Below are 20,839 nucleotides of genomic sequence, written 5' to 3'. Positions count from 1 at the left end.
CCGCGCGACGCGCTCAGGCGTTCGACGCCTCGCCGACGACGGCGTAAACGCCCTGGAGATTCACCATTCGGCTCAGTTCCGCCTGGTCGATGGTGACGTGCAGATTCCGCTCCAGCGCCGCGAGAATTTCGATCGCCAGCAGCGAGTCCGCACCGTGGTCCTCTTTGAAGAGACTGGTCTCGGTGACCTCGTCGGCGTCGATTTCCAGAATCTCGCAGACGATCTCCTTGACCTGCTCGCGGTCGATGTCGGTGCTGGTGGTCGGGGTCGTGCTGGTCATGTCGCCTCCAGAAACGGATCGGTTGAGTGAATATCTCGATGGCTACCTCTGGCTGGCGGCGCCGTGCGCCTCATAGCCCGATACCGTTTGCCGCCTCCGCCGTCTGGCGGCACCATCGGATCGCGGTACAGTCCCGAGTCTGTGAGCCGCGACTATATTTCTCCTATATGGCAACGGGCGGTCCGCCATATCCGGTCCGACCGCCGGATTTCCGACTAGCGCGGTCACCTGCCCACGCGGATGGCAGGGTGGGGGCATGGCGGTCGACATCGTCTACGAGACGCACGCGATGACCACCGACAACGAGGCCGGGCTGGCCACCGGCTGGCAGCCCGGCCAACTTTCCGAGTACGGCCGGCGGGAAGCCCACGAGCTGGGTGCGCGGCGCCGGGACGACGGGCTGCGCGTCGTCTTCTGCTCCGACCTGGCCCGGGCGGTGGAGACCGTCGAGATCGCGTTCCCGTTCCGGAAGCTGCCGGTACACCAGGACACCCGGCTCCGCGAGTGCGACTACGGCGACCTGACCGGCCGTCCGGTGGCCGAGCTTGCCCCGCTGCGCCTCCGGCACCTGGACGAGCCGTTTCCGGGCGGGCAGAGCTACCGGCAGGTGGTGGAGCAGACCCGGAACTTCCTCCGGGACCTGGCCGCCGCCTGGGACGGGTCCCGGGTGTTGATCGTGGCGCACTCGGCGAACCGGTGGGCCCTCGACCACCTGCTGCACGGGGCTGCCCTCGCCGACCTGGTCGCCGCGCCGTTCGAGTGGCGCCCGGGCTGGACGTACCGGCTGCCGTCGCGCTGGGGCACCGACCGCCCCCCGCCGGCCCGGCTGCAGCCGGGCCGGCCCGCGCCGGAAGGTCGGTAACTCACGGGCGGTCGCCGCCCGGGCCTGCCTATTCTTGGCGACGACATGCAGACGCCACCGCCCGCCACCGCCGTACCGCCCGCCGACCTTCCCGCGCTCCGGGCCCGGCTGCCGGAGTTGATGTTCCGCGACCAGCGCCGTATCCAGCGCCGGATGGAGGGGCTGGCCAAGATCCGTGATCTCGGGCGGCGGCAGGCGGCCACCGCCGAGATCGCTGCCGAGATCGGTACCGCGGAGCAGCGGCTCGCCCGCCGCCTGGCCGCCGTACCGGTGATCACCTATCCGGCCGGGCTGCCGGTCAGCGACCGCAAGGACGACCTGCTCGCCGCGATCCGGGACCACCAGGTGGTGATCGTGGCCGGCGAGACCGGCTCCGGCAAGACCACCCAGCTACCCAAGATCTGCCTGGAACTCGGCCGGGGCGTCCGGGGGCTGATCGGGCACACCCAGCCCCGCCGGCTGGCCGCCCGTACCGTGGCGGACCGGATCGCCGACGAGCTCGGCACCGAGCTGGGTGGGGTGGTCGGCTACAAGGTCCGCTTCACCGACCAGGTCGGCGACGGCACCCTGGTCAAGCTGATGACCGACGGCATCCTGCTCGCCGAGCTCCAGCAGGACCGGATGCTCCGGCAGTACGACACGCTGATCATCGACGAGGCGCACGAGCGCAGCCTCAACATCGACTTCATCCTCGGCTACCTCCGGCAACTCCTGCCGCGCCGGCCCGACCTGAAGGTGATCATCACCTCGGCGACCATCGACCCGGAGCGGTTCGCCCGGCACTTCGCCGCAGGCGGCGAGCCGGCGCCGGTGCTGGAGGTCTCCGGCCGGACCTATCCGGTCGAGACCCGCTACCGGCCGCTGGTCGAGCTGGGCGAAAGCGAGGACCCGGACGACGACGGGGACACCGTACGGGACCAGATCCAGGCGATCGGCGACGCGGTGCAGGAGTTGGTCGCCGAGGGGCCCGGGGACGTCCTGGTCTTCCTCAGCGGCGAACGGGAGATCCGGGACACCGCCGACGCGCTGGGCAAACTGGTGCAGAATCGCCCCGCCCTGCGGGACACCGAGATCCTGCCGCTCTTCGCCCGACTCTCCACCGCCGAGCAGCACCGGGTCTTCCAGCCGCACCGGGGCCGCCGGGTCGTACTGGCCACCAACGTCGCCGAGACCTCGCTCACGGTCCCCGGCATCAAGTACGTGGTGGATCCGGGCACCGCCAGAATCTCCCGGTACAGCCACCGGCTCAAGGTGCAGCGGTTGCCGATCGAGCCGGTCTCCCAGGCGTCGGCCAACCAGCGCAAGGGGCGCTGCGGGCGTACCTCGGACGGGATCTGCATCCGGCTCTACGACGAGCCGGACTTCCTGTCCCGGCCCGAGTTCACCGACCCGGAGATCCTGCGTACCAACCTCGCCTCGGTCATCCTCCAGATGACCGCGATCGGGCTGGGCGACATCGCCGCGTTCCCGTTCATCGACCCGCCGGACAAGCGCAACATCGCCGACGGGGTCAACCTGCTGCGCGAGCTGGGCGCGCTGGAGGAGACCGGCGAGGAGACCGGGCACCGGCTCACCCCGCTGGGCCGCCGGCTGGCGCAGCTCCCGGTCGACCCCCGGCTGGCCCGGATGGTGCTGGAGGGCGAGCGCAACAGCTGCGCCACCGAGGTGTCGGTGATCGCGGCCGCGCTCTCCATCCAGGATCCCCGGGAGCGGCCGGCCGACAAGCAGGCCCAGGCCGACCAGGCGCACGCGCGGTTCACCGACAAGGAGTCGGACTTCGCCGCCCTGCTCAACCTCTGGCGATATCTGCAGGATCAGCAGCGGGCCCTGTCCTCCAGCGGGTTCCGCCGGATGTGCAAGGCCGAGTACCTCAACTACCTGCGGGTCCGGGAGTGGCAGGACATCCACTCCCAGCTCCGCCAGGTGTTGCGGGCCACCGGCGGCGGGCCGCCCGACGGGCGCCCGGGGCGGGGCGGACGCGGTACCGGCGCGGGCGCGACCACGGACGGTGCCGCGACCGGCGGCCGCGCCGGCACCGACAGCGCCGGGACCGGACCGGGTACGCCGACCGCGACCGGCAGCGCCGGTGACCCCACGCCGGACGGGTTCGACAGCGACCGGATCCACCAGTCGCTGCTCGCCGGGCTGCTCTCGCACGTCGGGCTGAAGGAGGCGCAGAAGAACGAGTACCTGGGCGCCCGCGGGGCCAAGTTCGGCCTCTTCCCCGGCTCGGCGCTGTTCCGCAAGCCGCCGCGCTGGGTGATGGCCGCCGAGCTGGTCGAGACGTCCCGGCTCTGGGGCCGGGTCGCCGCCCGGATCGAGCCGGAGTGGGTCGAGGCGCTCGCCCAACACCTGGTGAAACGCAGCTACAGCGAGCCGCACTGGGAGAAGAAGCAGGCCGCGGTGATGGCCTTCGAGAAGGTCACCCTCTACGGCATCCCGCTGGTCAGCGGCCGGAGAGTCAACTTCGGCCGGATCGACCCTGCGTTGAGCCGGGAACTGTTCATCCGGCACGCGCTGGTGGAGGGGGACTGGCAGACCCACCACCGGTTCTTCCACGACAACCGGGCCCTGCTCGACGAGGTCGAGGAGTTGGAGCACCGGGCCCGACGCCGGGACATCCTGGTCGACGACGAGACGCTCTACGCCTTCTACGACCAGCGCATCCCCGCCGAGGTGGTCTCCGGCCGGCACTTCGACGCCTGGTGGAAGAAGACCCGCCGGGACCGGCCCGACCTGCTCACCTTCGACCGGCAGATGCTGGTCAACGAGGGCCGGGGCGGGGTCGACGCGGCCGACTACCCGGACGAGTGGCACTCGGACGGGGTGGCGCTGCCGTTGACGTACCGGTTCGAGCCGGGGACGGCGACCGACGGGGTGACGGTGGACATCCCGCTGCCGATGCTCAACCAGGTCGACGCGGACGGCTTCGACTGGCAGGTTCCAGGGCTGCGCGAGGAGCTGGTGGTGGCGCTGATCCGGTCGCTGCCGAAGGCCGTACGCCGCAACTTCGTCCCGGTGCCGGACTACGCGCGGGCGGTGCTGGCCACCATCACACCCGGCCGGGAGCCGCTGCTCGACGCGCTGACCCGGGAGCTGCGCCGGATGACCGGAGTGACCGTGCCGCGCGACGCCTGGGACACCGACCGGCTGCCGGCACACCTGCGCCCCACCTTCCGGGTGGTCGGCGAGGAGCGGCAGACCGTGGCCGAGGGCAAGGACCTGCCGGCGCTGCAACGACAGCTCACCACCCAGGTACGCCGGATGGTGGCCGCCGCCGCGCCGGACGTGGAGCGGTCCGGCCTGCGGGAGTGGAGCATCGGCACGCTGCCGCGCTCGATCGAGCAGGACCGGGCCGGCTACCTGGTGACCGCCTATCCGGCGCTGACCGACGAGGGGGACAGTGTCGGCGTACGGGTCTTCGAGATCGAGGCCGAGCAGCGCCGGCAGATGTGGGCCGGTACCCGACGGCTGCTCCGGCTGACCCTCGGCTCGCCGCAGAAGTTCGTCTCCGGGCGGCTCTCCAACGAGGCGAAGCTGGCGCTGAGCCGCAACCCGCACCGCAACGTGCAGGACCTGCTCGACGACGCCGCCGACGCGGCGGTGGACAAGCTGATCGCCGATGCCGGCGGACCGGCCTGGGACGCCGAGGGTTTCGCCGCGCTGCGCGACCGGGTCCGCGCGGAGCTGGTCGACACCACCGTCGAGGTCGTCGACCGGGTACGCCGGGTGCTGGCCACCGCCTACGCGGTGGAGCAGCGGCTGGCCCGGACCAACAACCTGACGATGGTGGCGGCGCTGGCCGACATCCGCGCCCAGCTCTCCGGGCTGGTGCACCGGGGCTTCGTCACCGAGACCGGCTACGCCCGGCTCGCCGACCTGCCGCGCTATCTGACCGCGATCGAGCGCCGCCTCGACCGGCTGCCGCAGAACCCGCAGCGGGACCGCGACCAGCAGGCCCGGATCGCCCAGGTGCAGCAGGAATACCGCGAGATGGTCGACGCGCTGCCACCGGCCCGCCGGGGCGACGACGCGGTACGGCAGATCCGCTGGATGATCGAGGAACTCCGGGTGAACGTCTTCGCCCAGGCGCTCGGTACGCCGTACCCGATCTCGGAACAGCGGATCTACCGGGCGATGGACGTGGCCGAGGCGGGCTGAGGGCAAACAGTAAGGAACATGTCAAGATTGACGGGCCCGAATCGACTCACGTAGGCTGACCAGGTCGGCGGCGGCATTTTCCCGTTTTCTGAGTCCGGGAGCGCCCCTGTGAGACGCCACCGCACGACCGTCCTCGCCCTGCTCGCGATCGTGACCCTGCTGCTGGGCATGGCGCCCGTCCCCGCATCGGCCGCGGCCCGGTTCCGGGTCCTGGTCTTCTCCAAGACCACGAACTACTACCACGACTCGATCCCGGCCGGCATCGCCGCGATCCAACGACTCGGCGCCGAGCACAACTTCGAGGTCGAGGCGACCACCGACGCCGCGGCGTTCACCGACGCCAACCTCGGCCGGTTCGACGTACTGGTCTTCAACAACACCAACTCCACCCCGGAGTCCGGCGACCTGCTCGACGCGGCACAGCGGAGCGCGTTGCAGAACTTCGTCCGCAGCGGCGGCGGCTGGGTCGGCCTGCACGCCGCCTCGGCCAGTGAACGCGACTGGGCCTGGTACGAGGGCCTGGTCGGCACCATCTTCGACTTCCATCCCGACTTCTCCTCGACCGGCGGCACGTATCCGGGCCGGATCAAGGTGCTGGACGGGGCGCACCCGTCCACGAAGGACCTGCCGGAGCTGTGGGAGCGCGGCGAGGAGTGGTACAACTGGCGCACCAACCCGACCGGCAAGGTGCACACGCTCGCCCAGATCAAGGTCCGGGACGGCATCCCCGGAATGGACGAGGGGCACGACCACGCGTACTCGTGGTGCCAGAACTACGACGGCGGCCGCTCCTGGTTCACCGCCGGCGGGCACGCCAGCTCCGCCTTTGCCGAGCCGGCCTTCCTGGCCCACCTGCGCGGCGGCGTCGAGTGGGCGGCCGGGGCGGTCCCCGGCGACTGCGGGGCCACCCGGACCGGCAACTTCCAGCGGGTACCGCTGGTCAGCGCGGACCTGGCCGACCCGTTCGAGCTGGCCGTGGCGCCGGACCGACGGGTCTTCTACATCCAGCGGACCGGCGCGGTGAAGGTGATCGACCAGGAGACGCTGGCCGTCCGCACGCTGATCGACTTCGCCTACACCCCGACCCAGACCAGCCAGTCCGACGGGCTGCTCGGGATGACCCTGGACAACAACTTCGCGACCAACAACTGGATCTATCTGCTCTGGTCGGACAAGACCGCCAACCAGCTCAACCTGTCCCGGTTCACCGTCGCGGACGACGCGATCGCGATGAGCAGCGAGAAGCGGTTGCTGACCATCCCCACCTACCGGGGCGAGGGGCGGGCCAACTCGCACATGGGCGGCTCGCTGACCATGGACCGGCACGGCAACCTCTACGCCGGGATCGGCGACAACACCGACCCCTTCGAGTCCAGCGGCTACACCCCGATCGACGAGCGGGCCGGCCGGCGGGCCTGGGACGCGCAGGCGACCGCCGGGAACACCAACGACCTGCGGGGCAAGATCCTGCGGATCACCCCCCGCCCCGACGGCACGTACGCGGTGCCGAGCGGGAACCTCTTCGCCCCGGGTACCGCCCGGACCCGCGCCGAGATCTACGCGATGGGGATGCGCAACCCGTTCCGGATCACCGTCGACCCGCTGACCGACGCGCTGCTGGTCGCCGACTACGGGCCGGACGCCCGGGCCGCCGACCCGAACCGGGGTCCGGAGGGGACGGTCGAGTTCAACCGGATCACCAGCGCCGGCAACTACGGCTGGCCGTACTGCACCGGCGACAACGTGCCGTTCAACGACTACGACTTCGCCACCTCGACCCCGGGGCCCAAGTTCGACTGCGGTGCCCTGGTCAACAACTCCCCCAACAACACCGGGCTGACCAACCTGCCGACGGCCCGCTCGGCCCTGGTCTGGTACGCCTACTCCGCCTCGGCCCGCTTCCCCGAGCTGGGCACCGGCGGCGGTGGCCCGATGAGCGGCCCGGTCTACGACTTCGACCCGGCCAACCCCAGGCCGACGAAGTTCCCGGAGTACTACGAGGGCAAGTGGATCGTCTACGAACTGACCCGGCAGTGGTGGAAGACCCTGTCGACGCACGACACCGCGCAGACCTTCACCGACCCGAGGTTCGGGCCGACCCGGGTCGGCGACCTCCAGTCGATCAACGGGATCTTCGGCGACATGAGCTGGATCCAGCCCTTCGAGGCGGAGTTCGGCCCGGACGGCTCGCTCTACGTCATCGACTTCGGCGTGGGCAGCGGCAGTGGCCGGGGCGGCAGCAACGAGGGGGCCGGGATCTACCGGATCGACTACGTGGCGAACGGCCGCCCGCCGGTGGCGAAGGTGACCGTGGACCGGGACAACGGCCCGGGGCCGCTGACGGTCCGGTTCTCCAGCGCCGGCTCGGCCTCCGGTGACGGCTCGCCGATCGCGTACGCCTGGGATCTGGACGGCGACGGTGACACCGACTCGACGGCGGCGAACCCGACGCACACGTACGCCGACCGGGGCCGGTTCACCGCCCGGCTGACGGTGAGCAGCACGGGCGGGCTCAGTTCGGTGGCGACCGTGCAGATCACGGTCGGCAACACCCGGCCGACGGTCGGGCTGAACGTGCCGAACGGCGGCTTCTTCGACTTCGGCGACCAGATCCCGTACGCGGTCACGGTCACCGACCCCGAGGAGAGCACCGTCGACTGTGCCCGGGTGGTCACCCAGACCCAGCTCGGGCACGACAGCCACAGCCACCCGATGGACAACTACCTCGGCTGCTCCGGCACGCTCGGCACCGAGCCGGCCGGCGGGGACGGGCACGGCCCGGGCCAGAACCTCTACACGGTGCTGACCGCCCAGTACACCGACGGCGGCGGCCCCGGCGAGGTGCCGGCGCTGGTCGGCTCGGTCCGGCACGAGTTGCAGACCAAGAGCAAGGAGGCGGAGCACTTCGACGCCTCGAACGGGATCCAGGTGCTGGACCGGGCGACGGCCCGGGCCGGGCGGCGGGTCGGCGACGTCGACCACGGCGAGTGGCTCAGCTTCGGTCCGGTGAACCTGACCGGGATCGGCTCGGTCACCGCCGGGGTCAGCTCGGGCAGCAGCGGCGGCACCATCGAGTTCCGGGCCGGTTCGCCGACCGGGCAGTTGCTCGGCACGATGCCGGTCGGCGACACCGGCGGCTGGGACAACCTGGTCTCCCCGACGGTGAACCTGGTCGACCCGGGCGGGACCTTCGCCCTCTATCTGGTCTTCGTCAACCCGGCGCAGACCGGTGGCACCCCCGACCTGCTCTCGCTGGACTGGCTGCGCTTCAACGGGGCGGGCGTGAAGCGGGAGACCGGCGGCAGCGTCTCGGTCACCGCCACCCCACGGACCGGGACGGCACCGCTGTCGGTGGGGTTCACCGGTACGGCCACCGCGGCGGCCGGGCGGACGATCACCGACCGCGCCTGGGACTTCGGCGACAACACTCCGGTCGTGCACGGCGCGTCGGCGAGCCACGCGTACGCCCGGCCGGGCACCTACACCGCCCGGCTGACCGTCACCGACAGCGCCGGAGCGACCATGTCGAGTCAGCTGACGATCACGGTACGTTAACAAGCGCCGGGTGGGCCGTGCGGCGGCGGCCCACCCGGACCGGGAACTCCTTCCCCGGCGGCGGCAGGTGGTGAGCACCACAGCCATCCCGGCCCTGACCAGTTGGAACGTCGGGGCCCCGGCTGGGTAGGCTGATCACCGGCCATCCAGAGCGACCGAGAGACCTGGCTCGTCGACGTCGCAGCAACCCCCCACGCGGGTGCGGGTGCTACCGCCAGGACCGATGGAGGTTTCGTAGTGCGCAGCATCCGAGCCGGGCGGGCGAGCCGGCTGCATGTCACCTGGCACCGGTGGCGTCGACACGTCGACCTCTGCCGGACCAGCACCATGCTCTGTCGGGCCCCGGCGCTCTGTCGGGCCTCGGCCTGACCTGTCGGGCCCCGGCCTGACCGCGACCGCCGGTCGGCGGATCTCCGACCATCTCGTCAGCATCCCCTGAGCGACGCCGTCCCGTACTGCCCGTGACCTGACCGGTCGGGGCAGTCGTCGGCCCGTCGTCGCCGGATATTTCATGGAGTTTCAGCACAATGCGCATCAACACTCTCGCCACCCGCCTCCTCTCCGGAGTCGCCGCCGTCACGCTGTTCGGCGCGGTCGCCGCGTGCGGCGGCTCCTCCTCCGGCGACGCCGCCGACAACCCGTACGACCTGCTGCAACCCGGCACCCTGCGGGTCGGCACCCTGACCGACGCCCCGCCGAACGTCTATCTGAAGGACGGGAAGTTCACCGGCTTCGACAACGACCTGATGACCGCCGTCGCCGACAGGCTCGGGCTCAAGGTGGAGTTCGTCGGCACCGAGTTCTCCGCGCTGCTCGCCCAGGTCAACAACCACAAGTTCGACGCCGGCTCGTCGTCGATCACCATCACCGAGGCGCGGAACAAGACCGTCGACTTCACCAACGGGTACGACTTCGGCTACTTCGGACTCGACGTACCGGCCGGCTCGCCGATCAGGAGCTTCGGCGAGTTGAAGGGCAAGCGGGTGGTCGTGGTGCAGGGCACCGTGCAGGACGACTACGCCACCAAGGAGGGCCTGGACCCGGTCCGGGTACCCGACTACAACGGCGCGATCAACCAGCTCAAGGCGAAGACCGCCGACGCCTGGATCGCGCCCGCCGAGATCGGCGAGAAGTCCGCCCAGGAGAGTGGCGGCAAGATCGTACTGGCCGAGAAGCAGCTCAGCTCGGCGCCGACCGCGTTCGCGGTGGCCAAGGGCGCCGACCCGCTGCGCGAGGCGCTGGACAAAGCCCTCGACCAGGTGATCGAGGACGGCACCTGGACCCGCCTCCAGGAGCAGTACTACCCGGGGCGGCCGGTGCCGGAAAGCTTCGAGCCGGGCAGCGGCACGGTGACGTACCCGCCGGTCAAGGCCGGTCCGACGAGCCCGGCCGCCACCCCGGCGAGCTGACCCGGCCCGCACCGCAGACGGCCGTCGGCCGACCGCACCGCGCGGCCGGCCGGCGGCTCCGGACCCCGAGACAGGTGAGGCCATGGAGACCCTGGCGACGTTGTGGGAGACCTTCTTCGACCTGGAGTCGATGCGCGAGGCGCTGCCCGAGATGCTCACGGTCGGGCTGCCCAACACGCTGCTGCTGGCGCTGCTCTCCGCCATCCTGGGGACGCTGCTCGGCATGCTGCTGGCGATGGCCGGGCTGGCCCGGACCCGCTGGCTGCGCTGGCCGGCCCGGATCTACACCGACGTGTTCCGGGGGCTGCCGGCCGCCGTCACCATCCTGCTGATCGGGGTCGGGCTGGCGCCGCTCGGACTCGCCTGGTGGGGCCCAAACCCGTATCCGCTCGGCATCCTGGCGCTGTCCCTGATCGCGGCCGCGTACATCGGGGAGATCTTCCGGTCCGGCATCCAGAGCGTGGAGGCCAGCCAACTGGAGGCGACCCGGGCCCTGGGCCTGTCGCACGGCGCCGCCATGCGTCTGGTGATCATCCCGCAGGGCGTACGCCGGGTCCTGCCGGCCTGGGTCAACCAGCTCATCGCACTGATCAAGGACTCCAGCCTGGTCTACTTCCTCGGTCTGGTGGCCAGCCAGCGGGAACTGTTCAGGATCGGCCAGGACTACGCGGCGAACACCGGCAACGAGTCCGCGTTGCTGCTCGCCGGGCTGTTCTACCTGGTCATCACCGTGCCGCTCACCCACCTGGTGAACTGGGTCGACCGGCGGCTGCGCGACGGCCGGGCCGGTGGCCCGGAATCCGACTCCGACGATCCGGGGGCGCTGGCCGGCGAGACCGCGCTACCGACCGGTGGAAGGGAAACCCGGCATGCCTGAGTCTGTCCGTCCGACCGCGTCCGTCCGGTCGGCGTCGGCCGTCGAGGCCACGCCGTCCGTCGACTCGCCGGCTCCGGCCGGCTCGACCGGGGCCGGCGGCGGTCCCGGGTACGAGTCGGTGAGCGTCGCGACCCGGGACGTACACCTCTCGTTCGGCCGTAACCAGGTGCTGCGCGGCATCGACCTGGAGGTCGGCCGGGGCGAGACCGCCTGCGTCATCGGCCCGTCCGGGTCCGGGAAGTCCACCCTGCTGCGGGTCGTCAACCGGCTGCTGGAGCCGGACCGGGGCGACGTACTGCTGGACGGCGTGAGCGTGCTCGACCAGGACCCGGACGCGCTGCGCCAGCGGATCGGCATGGTCTTCCAGCAGTTCAACCTCTTCCCGCACATGACGGTGCTCCGCAACGTGACGCTCGCACTCCGGCAGCTCAAGAAGCTCTCCCGGGACGAGGCCACCGAGCTGGCGCTGCGCCAGCTCGACCTGGTGGGCCTGCGACACAAGGCCGACGTCCGACCGGGCCGGCTCTCCGGCGGCCAGCAGCAGCGGGTGGCGATCGCCCGGGCGCTGGCGATGTCCCCCCGGGTGATGCTCTTCGACGAGGCGACCTCGGCGCTCGACCCCGAACTCGTCAAGGGCGTGCTCTCGCTGATGGCGGAGCTGGCCGGTCAGGGCATGACGATGCTGGTCGTCACCCACGAGATGGGCTTCGCCCGGCAGGTCGCCGACCAGGTCGTCTTCCTCGACCGGGGCCGGGTCGTCGAGGCCGGACCGCCCGCGCAGCTCTTCGACGACCCGCGGAGCGCGCGGCTCGGGCAGTTCCTCTCCCAGGTTCTCTGAGCTGTCCCGTCCGGGTCCGGGCACCGGCCCGGACCCGGACGGCGCCCGCACTACCTCAGTGGACCGGCCGGTCAGCCGCGCGGCCTGACCGGCAGCGCGGAGAGACCACGGAGCAGCAGGCTGGACCGCCAGCCGATCTCCTCCGGCGGCACCGCCAGGCGCATGTCGGGAAACCGGCGGGCCAGCGCGCCGAAGGCGATCTGCCCCTCCAGCCGGGCCAGCGGTGCGCCGAGGCAGTAGTGGATCCCGTGCCCGAAGGCGAGATTGGGGGTCGGCGGCCGGTCCAGGTCCCACCGGTCCGGCTCGGGGAAGCGGTCCGGATCCCGGTTCGCCGACAGCAGGGCCACCAGCACCGACGCGCCCTCGGGGATGGTCCTGCCGCCCAGCTCGACCGGTTCCGTCGCGGTCCGGAACGAGGCGTTCTGCACCGGGCCCTCGTAGCGCAGTACCTCCTCGATCGTCCCGGGCAGCAGCGCCGGCTCGGCCACCACCCGGGCCCACCGCTGCGGCTCGGCCAACAGCAGCAGCATGCCGTTGCCGATCAGGTTGACCGTGGTCTCGTGCCCGGCGATCAGGAACAGGTAGACCATCGAGACGAGTTCGTCGTCGGTGAGCCGGTCACCCTGCTCGTGTACCGCGATCAGCGCGGAGAGCAGGTCGTCGGCCGGCCGTTGGCGCTTGGCCGCCAGCAGCGTACGGATGTAGCCGACGATCGCGATCAGCGCCGGTGGCAGCCCGGCCGGATTCATCGGGCCGGTGACGATCGCGTCCGTCCAGCTCCGGAAGTCGGCCTGGTCCTCGGCCGGTACCCCGAGCAGCTCGCAGATCACCTGGATCGGCAGCGGAAAGGCGAACCGGTCGATCAGGTCCACCTGCTCGGCGTCGGCGATGCCGTCGAGCAACTGCTCGGCCAGTTCCTCGATGCGGGGGCGCAGCGCGGCCACCCGACGTGCGGTGAACGCCCCGGAGACCAGCCGACGCAGCCGGGTGTGGTCGGGCGGGTTCTGCGCCAGCATGTGCCGGCCCACCGCCCGGGCCACGTCGTCCGGAATCATTCCCCGATAGCTGAACCCGCCCGCCGAGGTGGTCTTGGCCAGCCTCGGGTCGCTCAGGGCCCGCTGGGCGTCCTCGTAGCGGGTGACGACCCACGCGGTGGCGCCGGTCGGCAGCGCGACCTCCACGACCGGGCTGTCCCGACGCAGCTCGGCGAGCACCCGGTGCAGGTCGGCGGTGGACCCGAAGGGATTGGCAACGGCGGTCGACATCGGCTCCCCATCCGACGAGTGGACGCCCGGCAGCCGGAGCGGATCCGGGCTGGCTCCTATGCTGCCACCGTCGGCGCCGTGCAGAGATCCCCGCCGCCGGCCAATCTCCGGCCCGAGCGGGCTACGATCTTGGGCATGGCGCTGCTGCACCGGGCCCAACTGCATCCCGGCAAACTCGAACTCCTGGCGGACTGGCTGCCCGGCCGGCGCTGGTACCAGGGGTCGGCCCCCGCCCACGTCGTCCGCGTCGCGAGCTTCCGGTTCGACGACCCGGACGGAGCGGTCGGGATCGAGACCATGCTCGTCAGGTCCGGTGACGGGCCGGTACACCAGGTTCCGCTCAGCTACCGGGCCGGTCCCCTGCCCGGCGGCGACGACTGGCTGATCGGCACCACCGCGCACTCGGTGCTCGGCCGCCGCTGGGTGTACGACGCCTGCGGCGACCCGGTCTATGCCGGCGTCCTGGCCGGCGCGATCGTCACCGGCGGCGGTCAGGCGGAGGAGTTCTTCGAGGTCGACGGGGTACGCGAACTCCGCGAGCCGAGCATGACCGTGACCGGCAGCGGCACCCCTGGCAGCATCGTGCCGTCGGTACACGTCATCCGTCGGGTGGTCGAGGACGACGGGCGCACGACCATCGTCACGGACGCCGTGGAACTCGCCGTCGCCCGCCGCCCCGGAGCCGGGGACGACGGGCTGACCGGCGCCACGCTGACCGCCACCTGGCCCGGCCAGCCGACCCCACTGCCACTGGCCTACGCCGTCCCGCGCTGAGCCCGGGCCGCCGAGCCGGCCGTGGCGGGACCTTCCGTGGCCCAGTCCGGCCCTGCCCTCCGGGCTGCGCGACTCTGCACGGCCGGCGAAGCCGACCGCCGACGTCGACCGTTCGGCTGCGGGCCGAGCGTCGACACGCGTCCCCGCACGACTGAACCTTTTACACCCGCCCCGTGCGGTCCGGTGGACCGCGAGGTCGAACCGCGGGGCGCGAGCGCCCCGCGGTTCAGGTTGAAAAAGGTTCACTGTGGTGGGAGCGGGAAGTAGTCGCGGAGCTTCGCGATCCGGCCGTCGCGGACCCGGAAGATCTGCACCAGGGACATGGTCGTACGCTGCCCGGTCGGCCCGACAAGGGCGGTGTCGATCTCGACGACGAAGACGTCGGGATCGGCGGTGTCGTGCAGTACGTACCCGGACTCCGCCACGTCGACCGTACCCTGGTGGGCCGGCTCCCGGTGGTACGCGCCCATGCCGGCCCGGATCGCCTCCCGGCCGACCATCCGGCGCGGCAGCGGATGACCCTCCGGCACCAGCGGTGCCTCGTATTCACCGTCGTCGGTGAAGAGGGCGGCGATCGCCTCGGGGTCCCGGCTGATCGCACCGGCGTAGACGTACCGTTCGAAGAGTTCCCGGTGGGCGGGGGTCACTCTCCCCAGCCTACGGACGGTCGTCCGGCCCGGCCGCCCACGACCGTCTCCCCGCACTGCCCCGTCAGGAGGAGAGTGGGCTGTGCGGGCCGCGCGACGTCGAGCGGCCCGACCGGTCCGGGTCGGACAGGCGCGCTGGCCGTCCTCCTTCGGTTCGGGCCAGCCACTCGCTTCCAGCGCGGACGACCTCTGTACGTCCGCGCAAGCTGCCCAGCTATTTATACGCATCCCTGCCTTTCGCCGACCTTTCAGCGCTCTTACACCACGATCGCCGGAAACACCCTTGCCGAGACGTCCTCTCCGCGATCGGCGCGGTCGACTGTCGGCCACGTCGTGTCACCGGCGTGCGCGACACTTCCGCTGGTACGCCGGACTGCGCTGGTTGTCGGTCCTTTGATCGTTACGGTCGAGGCGATGGCCATGGGGCCGGAGTCGGAAGGGGTGGACGGTGGAGGGCCGGGATGAGCTGATCGGTGGGTTGGTGGAGGAGATGCCGCGCTACATCTCCACCGCGGTGCGATTTCAGGTTGCGGTCGCTCATCAGCTCGACATGTCGGTTTCCGATGTGCACGGGCTGGCCGCACTGTTGGAGACCGGACCGGCCGGGGTCAGGCGGCTGGCCGATCTGATGGGAATGACCACGAGTGCGGTGACCCGGCTCGTGGACCGGCTCGAACGTGGCGGATACGTGCGGCGGGAGCCGGATCCGGCGGACCGTCGGCGGGTCGTGATCCATGTGGTCCCGGAACAGGTCGCACGGGTCGCCGGCTACTACGAGCGGCTGAACGTTCGCTGGCAGCGGCAGATCAGCCAGTACTCCGACGCCGAGTTGCAGTTCCTGCTCGAGTTCCTGCGGCAGGGCCGCCGGGATGCCGGTGCCGAGACCGTCAACCTGCGGGCCGGGGGGCGGCAGCACGCCACCCGGGGGCGCCGGGCCCTGCGACCGCCCTCTGACGAGTCTCCCGGAGGGCGCTAGGGGAGCACCCTGATCTACCCCGGATAGCTGCTGTAAGAACTTGCTGCTTGCAGCAGCGAATCGCTTGACTGAGCGGCAGACGGCAGAAGCCGTCGCTACTTGTCAATGGAGGTGGACAGTCATGCACGTACGACGCTTCCGGTTCGGTCAGTTCGTCGTCGCGTCGGTCATCGCCGTGGCCGCGTTGGCCGCCTGTGGCTCGGACAACAACGGAGACCGGGACAGGTCTGCGCCACCGTCTGCGAGTGTCGGCGCGGGAGCGGCGTCCGGAGCCGACGAGACCGAGGTTCGGGGACTGCTCGACAAGATCAACGAAGCGTGGGCGCGGGGTGACGCCGCAGCGTACGCCTCGTACCACACCGCCGACGCCGATCTGATCGACTTTCGCGGCATCCATGCTGCCGGCCGGCCGGCGATCGTCGACCTGCTGCAGCCCGCGTTCGACGGTGTGTTGAAGAACAGCAAGGTCGAAGCGCGGATCGTCGACCTGCGCTTCCTCTCCGCCGATGTCGCGATCTTCCACACCAGGGGCAAGATCGTTCCAATGGGCGAAGATTCCATCCAGACCTTCGTGGCCACCAAAGGCCCCGACGGCTGGCTGATCGCGGCCTTCCAGAACACCCGTGTCCAGGCCGGCGAGTAAGGGTGTGCCGTGAATCGAAGCTGGTCTGCCAGGTCGAACGGCGCCGTCGCCGTCAGGTGTCCACGAGATCTCCGGTTTCGGTTCTGCTCGCCGAACCTCTACCGGAGACCTCGCCACACCCCGGCCTCCCACGCCCGAAAGATCCTCGCGCCAGTTCAGGCGCCGGCACCGACTTCGGCACCCGCCTCAGCGGCGACCGAGGAGTTCGGCGACCCGGAGAAAGCCGTCCGTGCCGTGGCCCAGCCCGATCACCCGGCGGGCCAGGCCCTCGACCGCCCGCATCACGCTGGCGTCGATCCCGTGCGCCTCGGAGGTGTGCACGACGTGCGCCATGGTCGAGGCCGCCGACGTGATCGGGTTGTCCTCGCCGGAGTAGCTGCCGTCCGCCACCTGCGCCGCCGTACCCTCGAAGATCGCCGGCAGGATCGCGCCGATGCCCACGGCGAAGGGCGCCAGTTCCCGGGCGTTGATCCCCTCCGCCCGGGCCACCGCCACCGCGTGGGCCCAACCCGCCATCGAGGTCCAGAAGATGTCCAGCAGGGCGATGTCGTACGCCGCCGCCCGGCCGATCTCGTCGCCGACGTGGGTGTGGTTGCCGCCCAGCCGCTCCAGTGCCGGCCGGTGCCGCCGGTAGAGATCGCTCGGACCACTGTGGATGAAGACCCCGTGCGGAGTGCCGATGGTGGTGGTCGGCGTCATGATCGCACCGTCCAGGTAGCCGATGCCGTGCTCGGCGGCCCAGGCCGCGACGTCCCGGGCCCGGCCGGGAGTGTCCGCGCTGAGGTTCGCCACCGTACGACCCTTGAGCGCGTCGGCGACGGCGTCGGTCCGGAGGATGGCGTCCACCGCGTCGTTGTTCACCACGCAGACCACCGTCAGCTCGCTCGCGGCGACCGCCTCCGCCGCCGAGCCGGCGCCGACCGCGCCCCGCTCGACCAGCGCGGTTCCCCGGCCGAGAGTCCGGTTCCAGACCGTGGTCGGCAGGCCGGCGTCCAGGAACGCGCCGGCCAGGGCCCGGCCCATCGGTCCGAGACCGAGTACCGTGACAGCGGACTGTTCGAGGTGTGAGGACATACCTGTACTCCTGAATAGTGTGAACTGGGGTAAGAGGACGCAGATGACACGCAGTCGTGCCCGGGACCTGAACGTCTGCGGAGTGACCGCCGCGATCGCCGTGATCGACGGCAAGTGGAAGACTTCGCTGCTCTGGCTGCTGGAATCCGGCCCGCACCGCCCCGCCGAACTGCGCCGGCGGCTGCCGGGCCTCACCGAGAAGGTGCTGACCCAGGCGCTACGCGAGATGGAGAGCGACGGGCTGGTGCACCGCGAGGTGCACGACGTACTGCCGCTGAAGACCGTCTATTCGCTGACCCCGTTCGGCCGCGACCTCGCCGAGGCGTTGGCGCCGCTCTCCGACTGGGGGCACCGCCGTTTGGACGGGCTGCACGCCGCCCAGTGAACCTTTTTCAACCTCGCCTTGCGGTGCGGTGGACCGCAAAGGTCGGACGCGGTGCGCGAGCGCCGCGCGGTTCAGGTTGAAAAAGGTTCAGTCGTCGGCCTCCTGACACACCGCCGACCTCCCGTCGATCCGGATCCCGGCGGCCGTCCGACCGCCCACGACCAGAATCGTCCGGCAGTGCCGGACCGACAAGTACGCACAAAAAAGTGGCTACTCGCAGTGGCGCCGGCGGCGGCCCCTCCCGGGATTTCGGAGGAGCCACCGACCTGCGTTCCGGACGGTCAGATCGAAGACGCCCCGTTCCTCAGTGACGCCGTGAAGGCCGTCCAGGCGGCCGGGCGGAACGTCAGCACCGGACCGGACCGGTCCTTGCTGTCCCGAACCGCGACGACGGCCCCGAGGTTGTCGGCAACCTCGACACAGTTGCCATTGGCTCCCGAATAGCTGCTCGTACGCCAGTCGGCGATGGTAGCGATGCTGGAGCGGTACATGCTCCCCCCTCCTACAGGCAGTGGATGTGGTGCTGTTTCTGCCATCAGCAGCCCTCCGCTCGGCGCCCGAAGCGGTCGTGACGGCCGACGGATCGCTACGACGGCATCCGTCCGGTCCTCATCAATGCCGTGAAGGCCGTCCAGGCGGCCGGGCGGAACGTCAGCACCGGACCGGACCGGTCCTTGCTGTCCCGAACCGCGACGACGGCCCCGAGGTTGTCGGCAACCTCGACGCAGTTGCCGTTGCCACCCGAGCGGCTGCTCGTACGCCACCTGGCACCGGCCATGTTGACGTCGTACATCTTCTTCACCTCCCTCCCGTCAGTGCTGATCCGCGATGCGGCTAACCATGCGGACGGAGGCCGCCGGATTGAGCGCCGCCGCGCGTAGGTGCTCGAAGAGATCGGTGTAACTGGCAATGTCGGTATCGCGCTCCAGGAAGAGGCCGTTGACGCGGTTTTCGAGGTACACCAGTTCTGGATCAGCCGAATCCGGAAAGCCCATGATGGCGAACGCGCCGTGCATTCCGGGGTGCGCGCCCACGTCGTAGGGCAGCACCTGCACCGTGATGTTGGGCACCCTGGTCAGCTTGGCGAGGTGTTGCAACTGGTCGCGGATCACCTCGGCCGAGCCGACCCGTCGGTGCAGCACGCTCTCGTCGATGATCGCCCACACCCTGAGCGGCTCAGCCCGGGCGAGTACTTCCTGACGCTTGAGTCGTGCCTCGACTCGGCGTTCCACCTCGTCCTCGGTGATCTCCGGCAAGACACCGGCGATCAAGGCCCGGGCGTACGCCTCGGTCTGGAGCAGGCCGGGGACGAACAGCGACTCGTAGTTGCGGACCGACTGGGCCTCGGACTCGAACGAGATGTAGGTGCTGTATTCGTCGGGCAACTGGTCCTCGTACGCCTGCAACCAGCCCAACTGTCCGGCATCCTTGGCAAGATCGACCAGCTCGGCCCGGCGCTCCGGATCGGTGACGCCGTAAACGTCGAGCAACCCGAGCAGGGTTCGGCGCTGGGGGCGGGCCCGCGCCGTTTCGAGGCGCCAGAGGGTGGCCGGGTTCATGTGGGTCCGCTCGGCGACATCCTCCCGGGTGAGACCGGCGCCGTGTCGCAGTGCGCGGATTTCCGCCGCCAGTCGGCGCAGTCTGACGGTCGGCGGTTGCTTTCGTGCCGCCACGTTCATGCTCCTTCGCTCCTCTCCAGTCTCAGGTGGCTTGCGTTTGCAAGGCAATGGAAAAGCCGCGCGATGTGAACAGTGCGGGGGCTTCGCAAGCCTTGCGTTCGTGCATGACGCTCCAGCAACATGACCCACAGTACGGCCCCGGTCACACCGTGATTGGCCCGTACCGGCCACGGCGCGCCGCGCACCATCCCCCGCTGGGGCGCGCCGTGGCCACCCCGCCCTCGGGCGGATGTCCCGTTCCCGGGATGCCGGGTAGACCCTCTGGCGGCAACCAGCCGCCCGGCATCCCTCCATCCAGGAGGCCGCCATGCTGCTGCGCCTGTTCTGCGCGGTCGTCGGCTGCACACTGCTCGGCTTCGGCGCCGGGCTCTTCGCCTTCAGGGTCAAGTCCCGGTGGTGTCCACGCTGCGGTACCACCACCTCCGAACTGGCCGGCCAGCACCGCGCCCGGCCCTGATCGCGGTAACCCGCTCGCCAGAAAGGAACGGCTGATGAGCCTGGAGGAACTGACCCACAAGGAACCCTTCTACGCGGCTATGCGGCTGCTGACCGAGACGGCGTGGCGGCGGAACATGACGGTCGAGGCCCTACTGACCCTGACCGAGCTGCTCGACCCGGCCGACGACGCGAACACCGCACAACCGATGCGAGAGACGCGGACGCGGGGAACGCGGGAAACGCCCGACTGAGCCGGCCGGGCTTCTGTACCTGCCGACCGGACCGTAGTGTTGGTGAGGTGAGTGGCGATGTGGTCCCGCCGAGGCGGGAGGTGCGGTTGTCCGACGCCGAGCGGGAGAGCGTCGTCGCCCGGTTGAGCGCCGCGGTCGCGGAGGGCCGGCTGACCCTGCCCGAGTTCGAGGAGCGCGTCGACGGGGTGCTACGCGCCCGGACCGACGGCGACGTGCAGCCCTACGTCGCCGACCTGCCGGCCGTGGCCCCAACCGTCGCTCCCGACGAGGTCGTCGAGCTGACCAGCTTCGCCGGGGAGATCAAGCGCTCCGGCCGCTGGGCCGTACCCCGGCGGCTGGTGGTGCGCAGCAAGGCCGGCATGGTCAAGCTCGACCTGCGGCACGCCGTGATCAGGCACCGGGTGGTCGACGTCAACCTCGCCACCCAGGCCGGCTCGACGGTCATCGTGTTGCCGGCCGGCGCGACCGCCAACATCGACGGGGTCAACACGAGCGCCGGCACGGCGACGGCCAAGGTGCCGTCCACGCCCGAACCCGGCTCGACCGCCCCGCACATCGTCGTCACCGGCAGCACCGCCGCCGGCACTCTGGTCGTCCGCTACGAGCGCCGCTTCTGGCGCTGGAGCTGGTAGCGCAACCCACGACGGCCCTCGGCGCGGCAACGGCAACGGCAACGGCAACGGCAACCAACCCCGCAGATGTGGCCCAGGTAACGCGGAGACAGC

Annotated in this window: 21 protein-coding genes and 1 riboswitch; of the genes, 14 read left to right on the top strand and 7 right to left on the bottom strand. The window is 70.8% G+C overall.

The window, feature by feature from the left end; translation table 11 throughout:
- Nucleotides 1–13 precede the first annotated feature (13 nt).
- A complete protein-coding gene (locus tag R6Y94_RS37225) occupies nt 14–280 on the bottom strand; it encodes an acyl carrier protein (protein WP_203870081.1) in 267 nt (88 codons plus the stop codon).
- A 256-nt stretch (nt 281–536) separates the two neighbouring features.
- Between R6Y94_RS37225 and R6Y94_RS37220 the strand changes: the two genes are divergently transcribed.
- The 7 genes from R6Y94_RS37220 to R6Y94_RS37190 all read left to right on the top strand — a co-directional run bounded on the left by R6Y94_RS37220 (nt 537) and on the right by R6Y94_RS37190 (nt 11,982).
- On the top strand, nt 537–1,142 hold the full coding sequence (locus R6Y94_RS37220; RefSeq protein WP_318401194.1) for a histidine phosphatase family protein: 606 nt from the start codon (nt 537–539) through the stop codon (nt 1,140–1,142).
- Between the two features lie 45 nt (nt 1,143–1,187).
- Nucleotides 1,188–5,303, top strand: a complete 4,116-nt coding sequence (gene hrpA, locus R6Y94_RS37215) for an ATP-dependent RNA helicase HrpA (protein ID WP_318401193.1) — start codon at nt 1,188–1,190, stop codon at nt 5,301–5,303.
- A 108-nt stretch (nt 5,304–5,411) separates the two neighbouring features.
- Nucleotides 5,412–8,858 carry a ThuA domain-containing protein gene (locus R6Y94_RS37210; protein ID WP_318401191.1) on the top strand — a complete coding sequence of 1,149 codons (3,447 nt, stop codon included), beginning with the start codon at nt 5,412–5,414 and terminating at the stop codon, nt 8,856–8,858.
- 139 nt (nt 8,859–8,997) lie between these two features.
- Nucleotides 8,998–9,088: riboswitch (SAM riboswitch) on the top strand.
- Between the two features lie 7 nt (nt 9,089–9,095).
- Nucleotides 9,096–9,227 (top strand): hypothetical protein, encoded by a 132-nt coding sequence (locus tag R6Y94_RS37205; RefSeq protein ID WP_318401189.1) that lies wholly within the window; start codon nt 9,096–9,098, stop codon nt 9,225–9,227.
- Nucleotides 9,228–9,385: 158 nt separating this feature from the next.
- Nucleotides 9,386–10,267 carry an ABC transporter substrate-binding protein gene (locus R6Y94_RS37200; RefSeq protein WP_318401188.1) on the top strand — a complete coding sequence of 294 codons (882 nt, stop codon included), beginning with the start codon at nt 9,386–9,388 and terminating at the stop codon, nt 10,265–10,267.
- Nucleotides 10,268–10,349: 82 nt separating this feature from the next.
- Nucleotides 10,350–11,144: an amino acid ABC transporter permease gene (locus tag R6Y94_RS37195; protein ID WP_318401186.1), complete on the top strand. Its 795-nt coding sequence runs from the start codon at nt 10,350–10,352 to the stop codon at nt 11,142–11,144.
- Entirely contained in the window at nt 11,137–11,982 is an 846-nt protein-coding gene (locus R6Y94_RS37190) for an amino acid ABC transporter ATP-binding protein (RefSeq protein WP_318401184.1), read from the top strand. The genes R6Y94_RS37195 and R6Y94_RS37190 overlap by 8 nt, the downstream gene beginning before the upstream one ends.
- Nucleotides 11,983–12,053: 71 nt before the next feature.
- On the opposite strand, the gene R6Y94_RS37185 is transcribed toward R6Y94_RS37190, so the two are convergent.
- A complete protein-coding gene (locus R6Y94_RS37185) occupies nt 12,054–13,247 on the bottom strand; it encodes a cytochrome P450 (RefSeq protein WP_318401182.1) in 1,194 nt (397 codons plus the stop codon).
- Nucleotides 13,248–13,382: 135 nt separating this feature from the next.
- Between R6Y94_RS37185 and R6Y94_RS37180 the strand changes: the two genes are divergently transcribed.
- Nucleotides 13,383–14,021, top strand: a complete 639-nt coding sequence (locus R6Y94_RS37180; protein WP_318401180.1) for a CG0192-related protein — start codon at nt 13,383–13,385, stop codon at nt 14,019–14,021.
- A gap of 242 nt (nt 14,022–14,263) precedes the next feature.
- Here the strand turns inward: R6Y94_RS37180 and R6Y94_RS37175 are convergent, their stop codons facing one another.
- On the bottom strand, nt 14,264–14,668 hold the full coding sequence (locus R6Y94_RS37175) for a nuclear transport factor 2 family protein (protein WP_318401178.1): 405 nt from the start codon (nt 14,666–14,668) through the stop codon (nt 14,264–14,266).
- 448 nt (nt 14,669–15,116) lie between these two features.
- Between R6Y94_RS37175 and R6Y94_RS37170 the strand changes: the two genes are divergently transcribed.
- Together R6Y94_RS37170 and R6Y94_RS37165 are read left to right on the top strand one after the other, a co-directional pair.
- Nucleotides 15,117–15,644, top strand: coding sequence for a MarR family winged helix-turn-helix transcriptional regulator (locus tag R6Y94_RS37170; protein WP_318401177.1), 528 nt, complete (start codon nt 15,117–15,119; stop codon nt 15,642–15,644).
- 64 nt (nt 15,645–15,708) lie between these two features.
- A complete protein-coding gene (locus R6Y94_RS37165) occupies nt 15,709–16,287 on the top strand; it encodes an SgcJ/EcaC family oxidoreductase (protein WP_318401175.1) in 579 nt (192 codons plus the stop codon).
- A gap of 186 nt (nt 16,288–16,473) precedes the next feature.
- Here the strand turns inward: R6Y94_RS37165 and R6Y94_RS37160 are convergent, their stop codons facing one another.
- A complete protein-coding gene (locus R6Y94_RS37160; RefSeq protein ID WP_318401173.1) occupies nt 16,474–17,361 on the bottom strand; it encodes an NAD(P)-dependent oxidoreductase in 888 nt (295 codons plus the stop codon).
- Between the two features lie 43 nt (nt 17,362–17,404).
- On the opposite strand from R6Y94_RS37160, the gene R6Y94_RS37155 reads away from it, so the two are divergent.
- A complete protein-coding gene (locus tag R6Y94_RS37155; protein WP_318401171.1) occupies nt 17,405–17,746 on the top strand; it encodes a helix-turn-helix domain-containing protein in 342 nt (113 codons plus the stop codon).
- A 281-nt stretch (nt 17,747–18,027) separates the two neighbouring features.
- Here R6Y94_RS37155 and R6Y94_RS37150 read toward each other — a convergent pair whose 3' ends face one another.
- From R6Y94_RS37150 to R6Y94_RS37140, 3 genes are all read right to left on the bottom strand, one after another.
- Nucleotides 18,028–18,237, bottom strand: coding sequence for a DUF397 domain-containing protein (locus R6Y94_RS37150; RefSeq protein WP_318401169.1), 210 nt, complete (start codon nt 18,235–18,237; stop codon nt 18,028–18,030).
- A 95-nt stretch (nt 18,238–18,332) separates the two neighbouring features.
- A complete protein-coding gene (locus R6Y94_RS37145; RefSeq protein WP_318401262.1) occupies nt 18,333–18,539 on the bottom strand; it encodes a DUF397 domain-containing protein in 207 nt (68 codons plus the stop codon).
- A 19-nt stretch (nt 18,540–18,558) separates the two neighbouring features.
- A complete protein-coding gene (locus R6Y94_RS37140; protein ID WP_318401168.1) occupies nt 18,559–19,425 on the bottom strand; it encodes a helix-turn-helix transcriptional regulator in 867 nt (288 codons plus the stop codon).
- 307 nt (nt 19,426–19,732) lie between these two features.
- Between R6Y94_RS37140 and R6Y94_RS37135 the strand changes: the two genes are divergently transcribed.
- From R6Y94_RS37135 to R6Y94_RS37125, 3 genes are read left to right on the top strand one after another with little or no spacing between them, the layout of a single operon-like run.
- On the top strand, nt 19,733–19,882 hold the full coding sequence (locus R6Y94_RS37135; RefSeq protein ID WP_318401166.1) for a hypothetical protein: 150 nt from the start codon (nt 19,733–19,735) through the stop codon (nt 19,880–19,882).
- A gap of 34 nt (nt 19,883–19,916) precedes the next feature.
- Complete coding sequence (locus R6Y94_RS37130) at nt 19,917–20,114, top strand: hypothetical protein (protein WP_318401164.1); 198 nt, start codon at nt 19,917–19,919, stop codon at nt 20,112–20,114.
- A 47-nt stretch (nt 20,115–20,161) separates the two neighbouring features.
- The gene (locus tag R6Y94_RS37125) at nt 20,162–20,746 is read left to right on the top strand and encodes a DUF1707 domain-containing protein (RefSeq protein ID WP_318401163.1); all 585 of its coding nucleotides are present in this window, start codon (nt 20,162–20,164) and stop codon (nt 20,744–20,746) included.
- The last annotated feature ends 93 nt before the right edge of the window (nt 20,747–20,839 follow it).

This window comes from Plantactinospora sp. KLBMP9567 (assembly GCF_033446045.1).
Lineage (GTDB): Bacteria > Actinomycetota > Actinomycetes > Mycobacteriales > Micromonosporaceae > Plantactinospora.
Note: the sequence above shows the minus strand (reverse complement) of the source record. Positions and strands in the feature narration are given on the sequence as shown.

Excerpts from the sequence above, each read along its gene's own strand:
- R6Y94_RS37180 (WP_318401180.1), top strand. The coding sequence starts at position 13,383 with ATGGCGCTGCTGCACCGGGCCCAACTGCATCCCGGCAAACTCGAACTC.
- R6Y94_RS37155 (WP_318401171.1), top strand. The coding sequence starts at position 17,405 with ATGACACGCAGTCGTGCCCGGGACCTGAACGTCTGCGGAGTGACCGCC.
- hrpA (WP_318401193.1), top strand. The coding sequence starts at position 1,188 with ATGCAGACGCCACCGCCCGCCACCGCCGTACCGCCCGCCGACCTTCCC.
- R6Y94_RS37195 (WP_318401186.1), top strand. The coding sequence starts at position 10,350 with ATGGAGACCCTGGCGACGTTGTGGGAGACCTTCTTCGACCTGGAGTCG.
- R6Y94_RS37130 (WP_318401164.1), top strand. The coding sequence starts at position 19,917 with ATGAGCCTGGAGGAACTGACCCACAAGGAACCCTTCTACGCGGCTATG.
- R6Y94_RS37190 (WP_318401184.1), top strand. The coding sequence starts at position 11,137 with ATGCCTGAGTCTGTCCGTCCGACCGCGTCCGTCCGGTCGGCGTCGGCC.
- R6Y94_RS37135 (WP_318401166.1), top strand. The coding sequence starts at position 19,733 with ATGCTGCTGCGCCTGTTCTGCGCGGTCGTCGGCTGCACACTGCTCGGC.
- R6Y94_RS37200 (WP_318401188.1), top strand. The coding sequence starts at position 9,386 with ATGCGCATCAACACTCTCGCCACCCGCCTCCTCTCCGGAGTCGCCGCC.
- R6Y94_RS37225 (WP_203870081.1), bottom strand. The coding sequence starts at position 280 with ATGACCAGCACGACCCCGACCACCAGCACCGACATCGACCGCGAGCAG.
- R6Y94_RS37145 (WP_318401262.1), bottom strand. The coding sequence starts at position 18,539 with ATGTACGACGTCAACATGGCCGGTGCCAGGTGGCGTACGAGCAGCCGC.
- R6Y94_RS37185 (WP_318401182.1), bottom strand. The coding sequence starts at position 13,247 with ATGTCGACCGCCGTTGCCAATCCCTTCGGGTCCACCGCCGACCTGCAC.
- R6Y94_RS37160 (WP_318401173.1), bottom strand. The coding sequence starts at position 17,361 with ATGTCCTCACACCTCGAACAGTCCGCTGTCACGGTACTCGGTCTCGGA.
- R6Y94_RS37140 (WP_318401168.1), bottom strand. The coding sequence starts at position 19,425 with ATGAACGTGGCGGCACGAAAGCAACCGCCGACCGTCAGACTGCGCCGA.
- R6Y94_RS37150 (WP_318401169.1), bottom strand. The coding sequence starts at position 18,237 with ATGTACCGCTCCAGCATCGCTACCATCGCCGACTGGCGTACGAGCAGC.
- R6Y94_RS37220 (WP_318401194.1), top strand. The coding sequence starts at position 537 with ATGGCGGTCGACATCGTCTACGAGACGCACGCGATGACCACCGACAAC.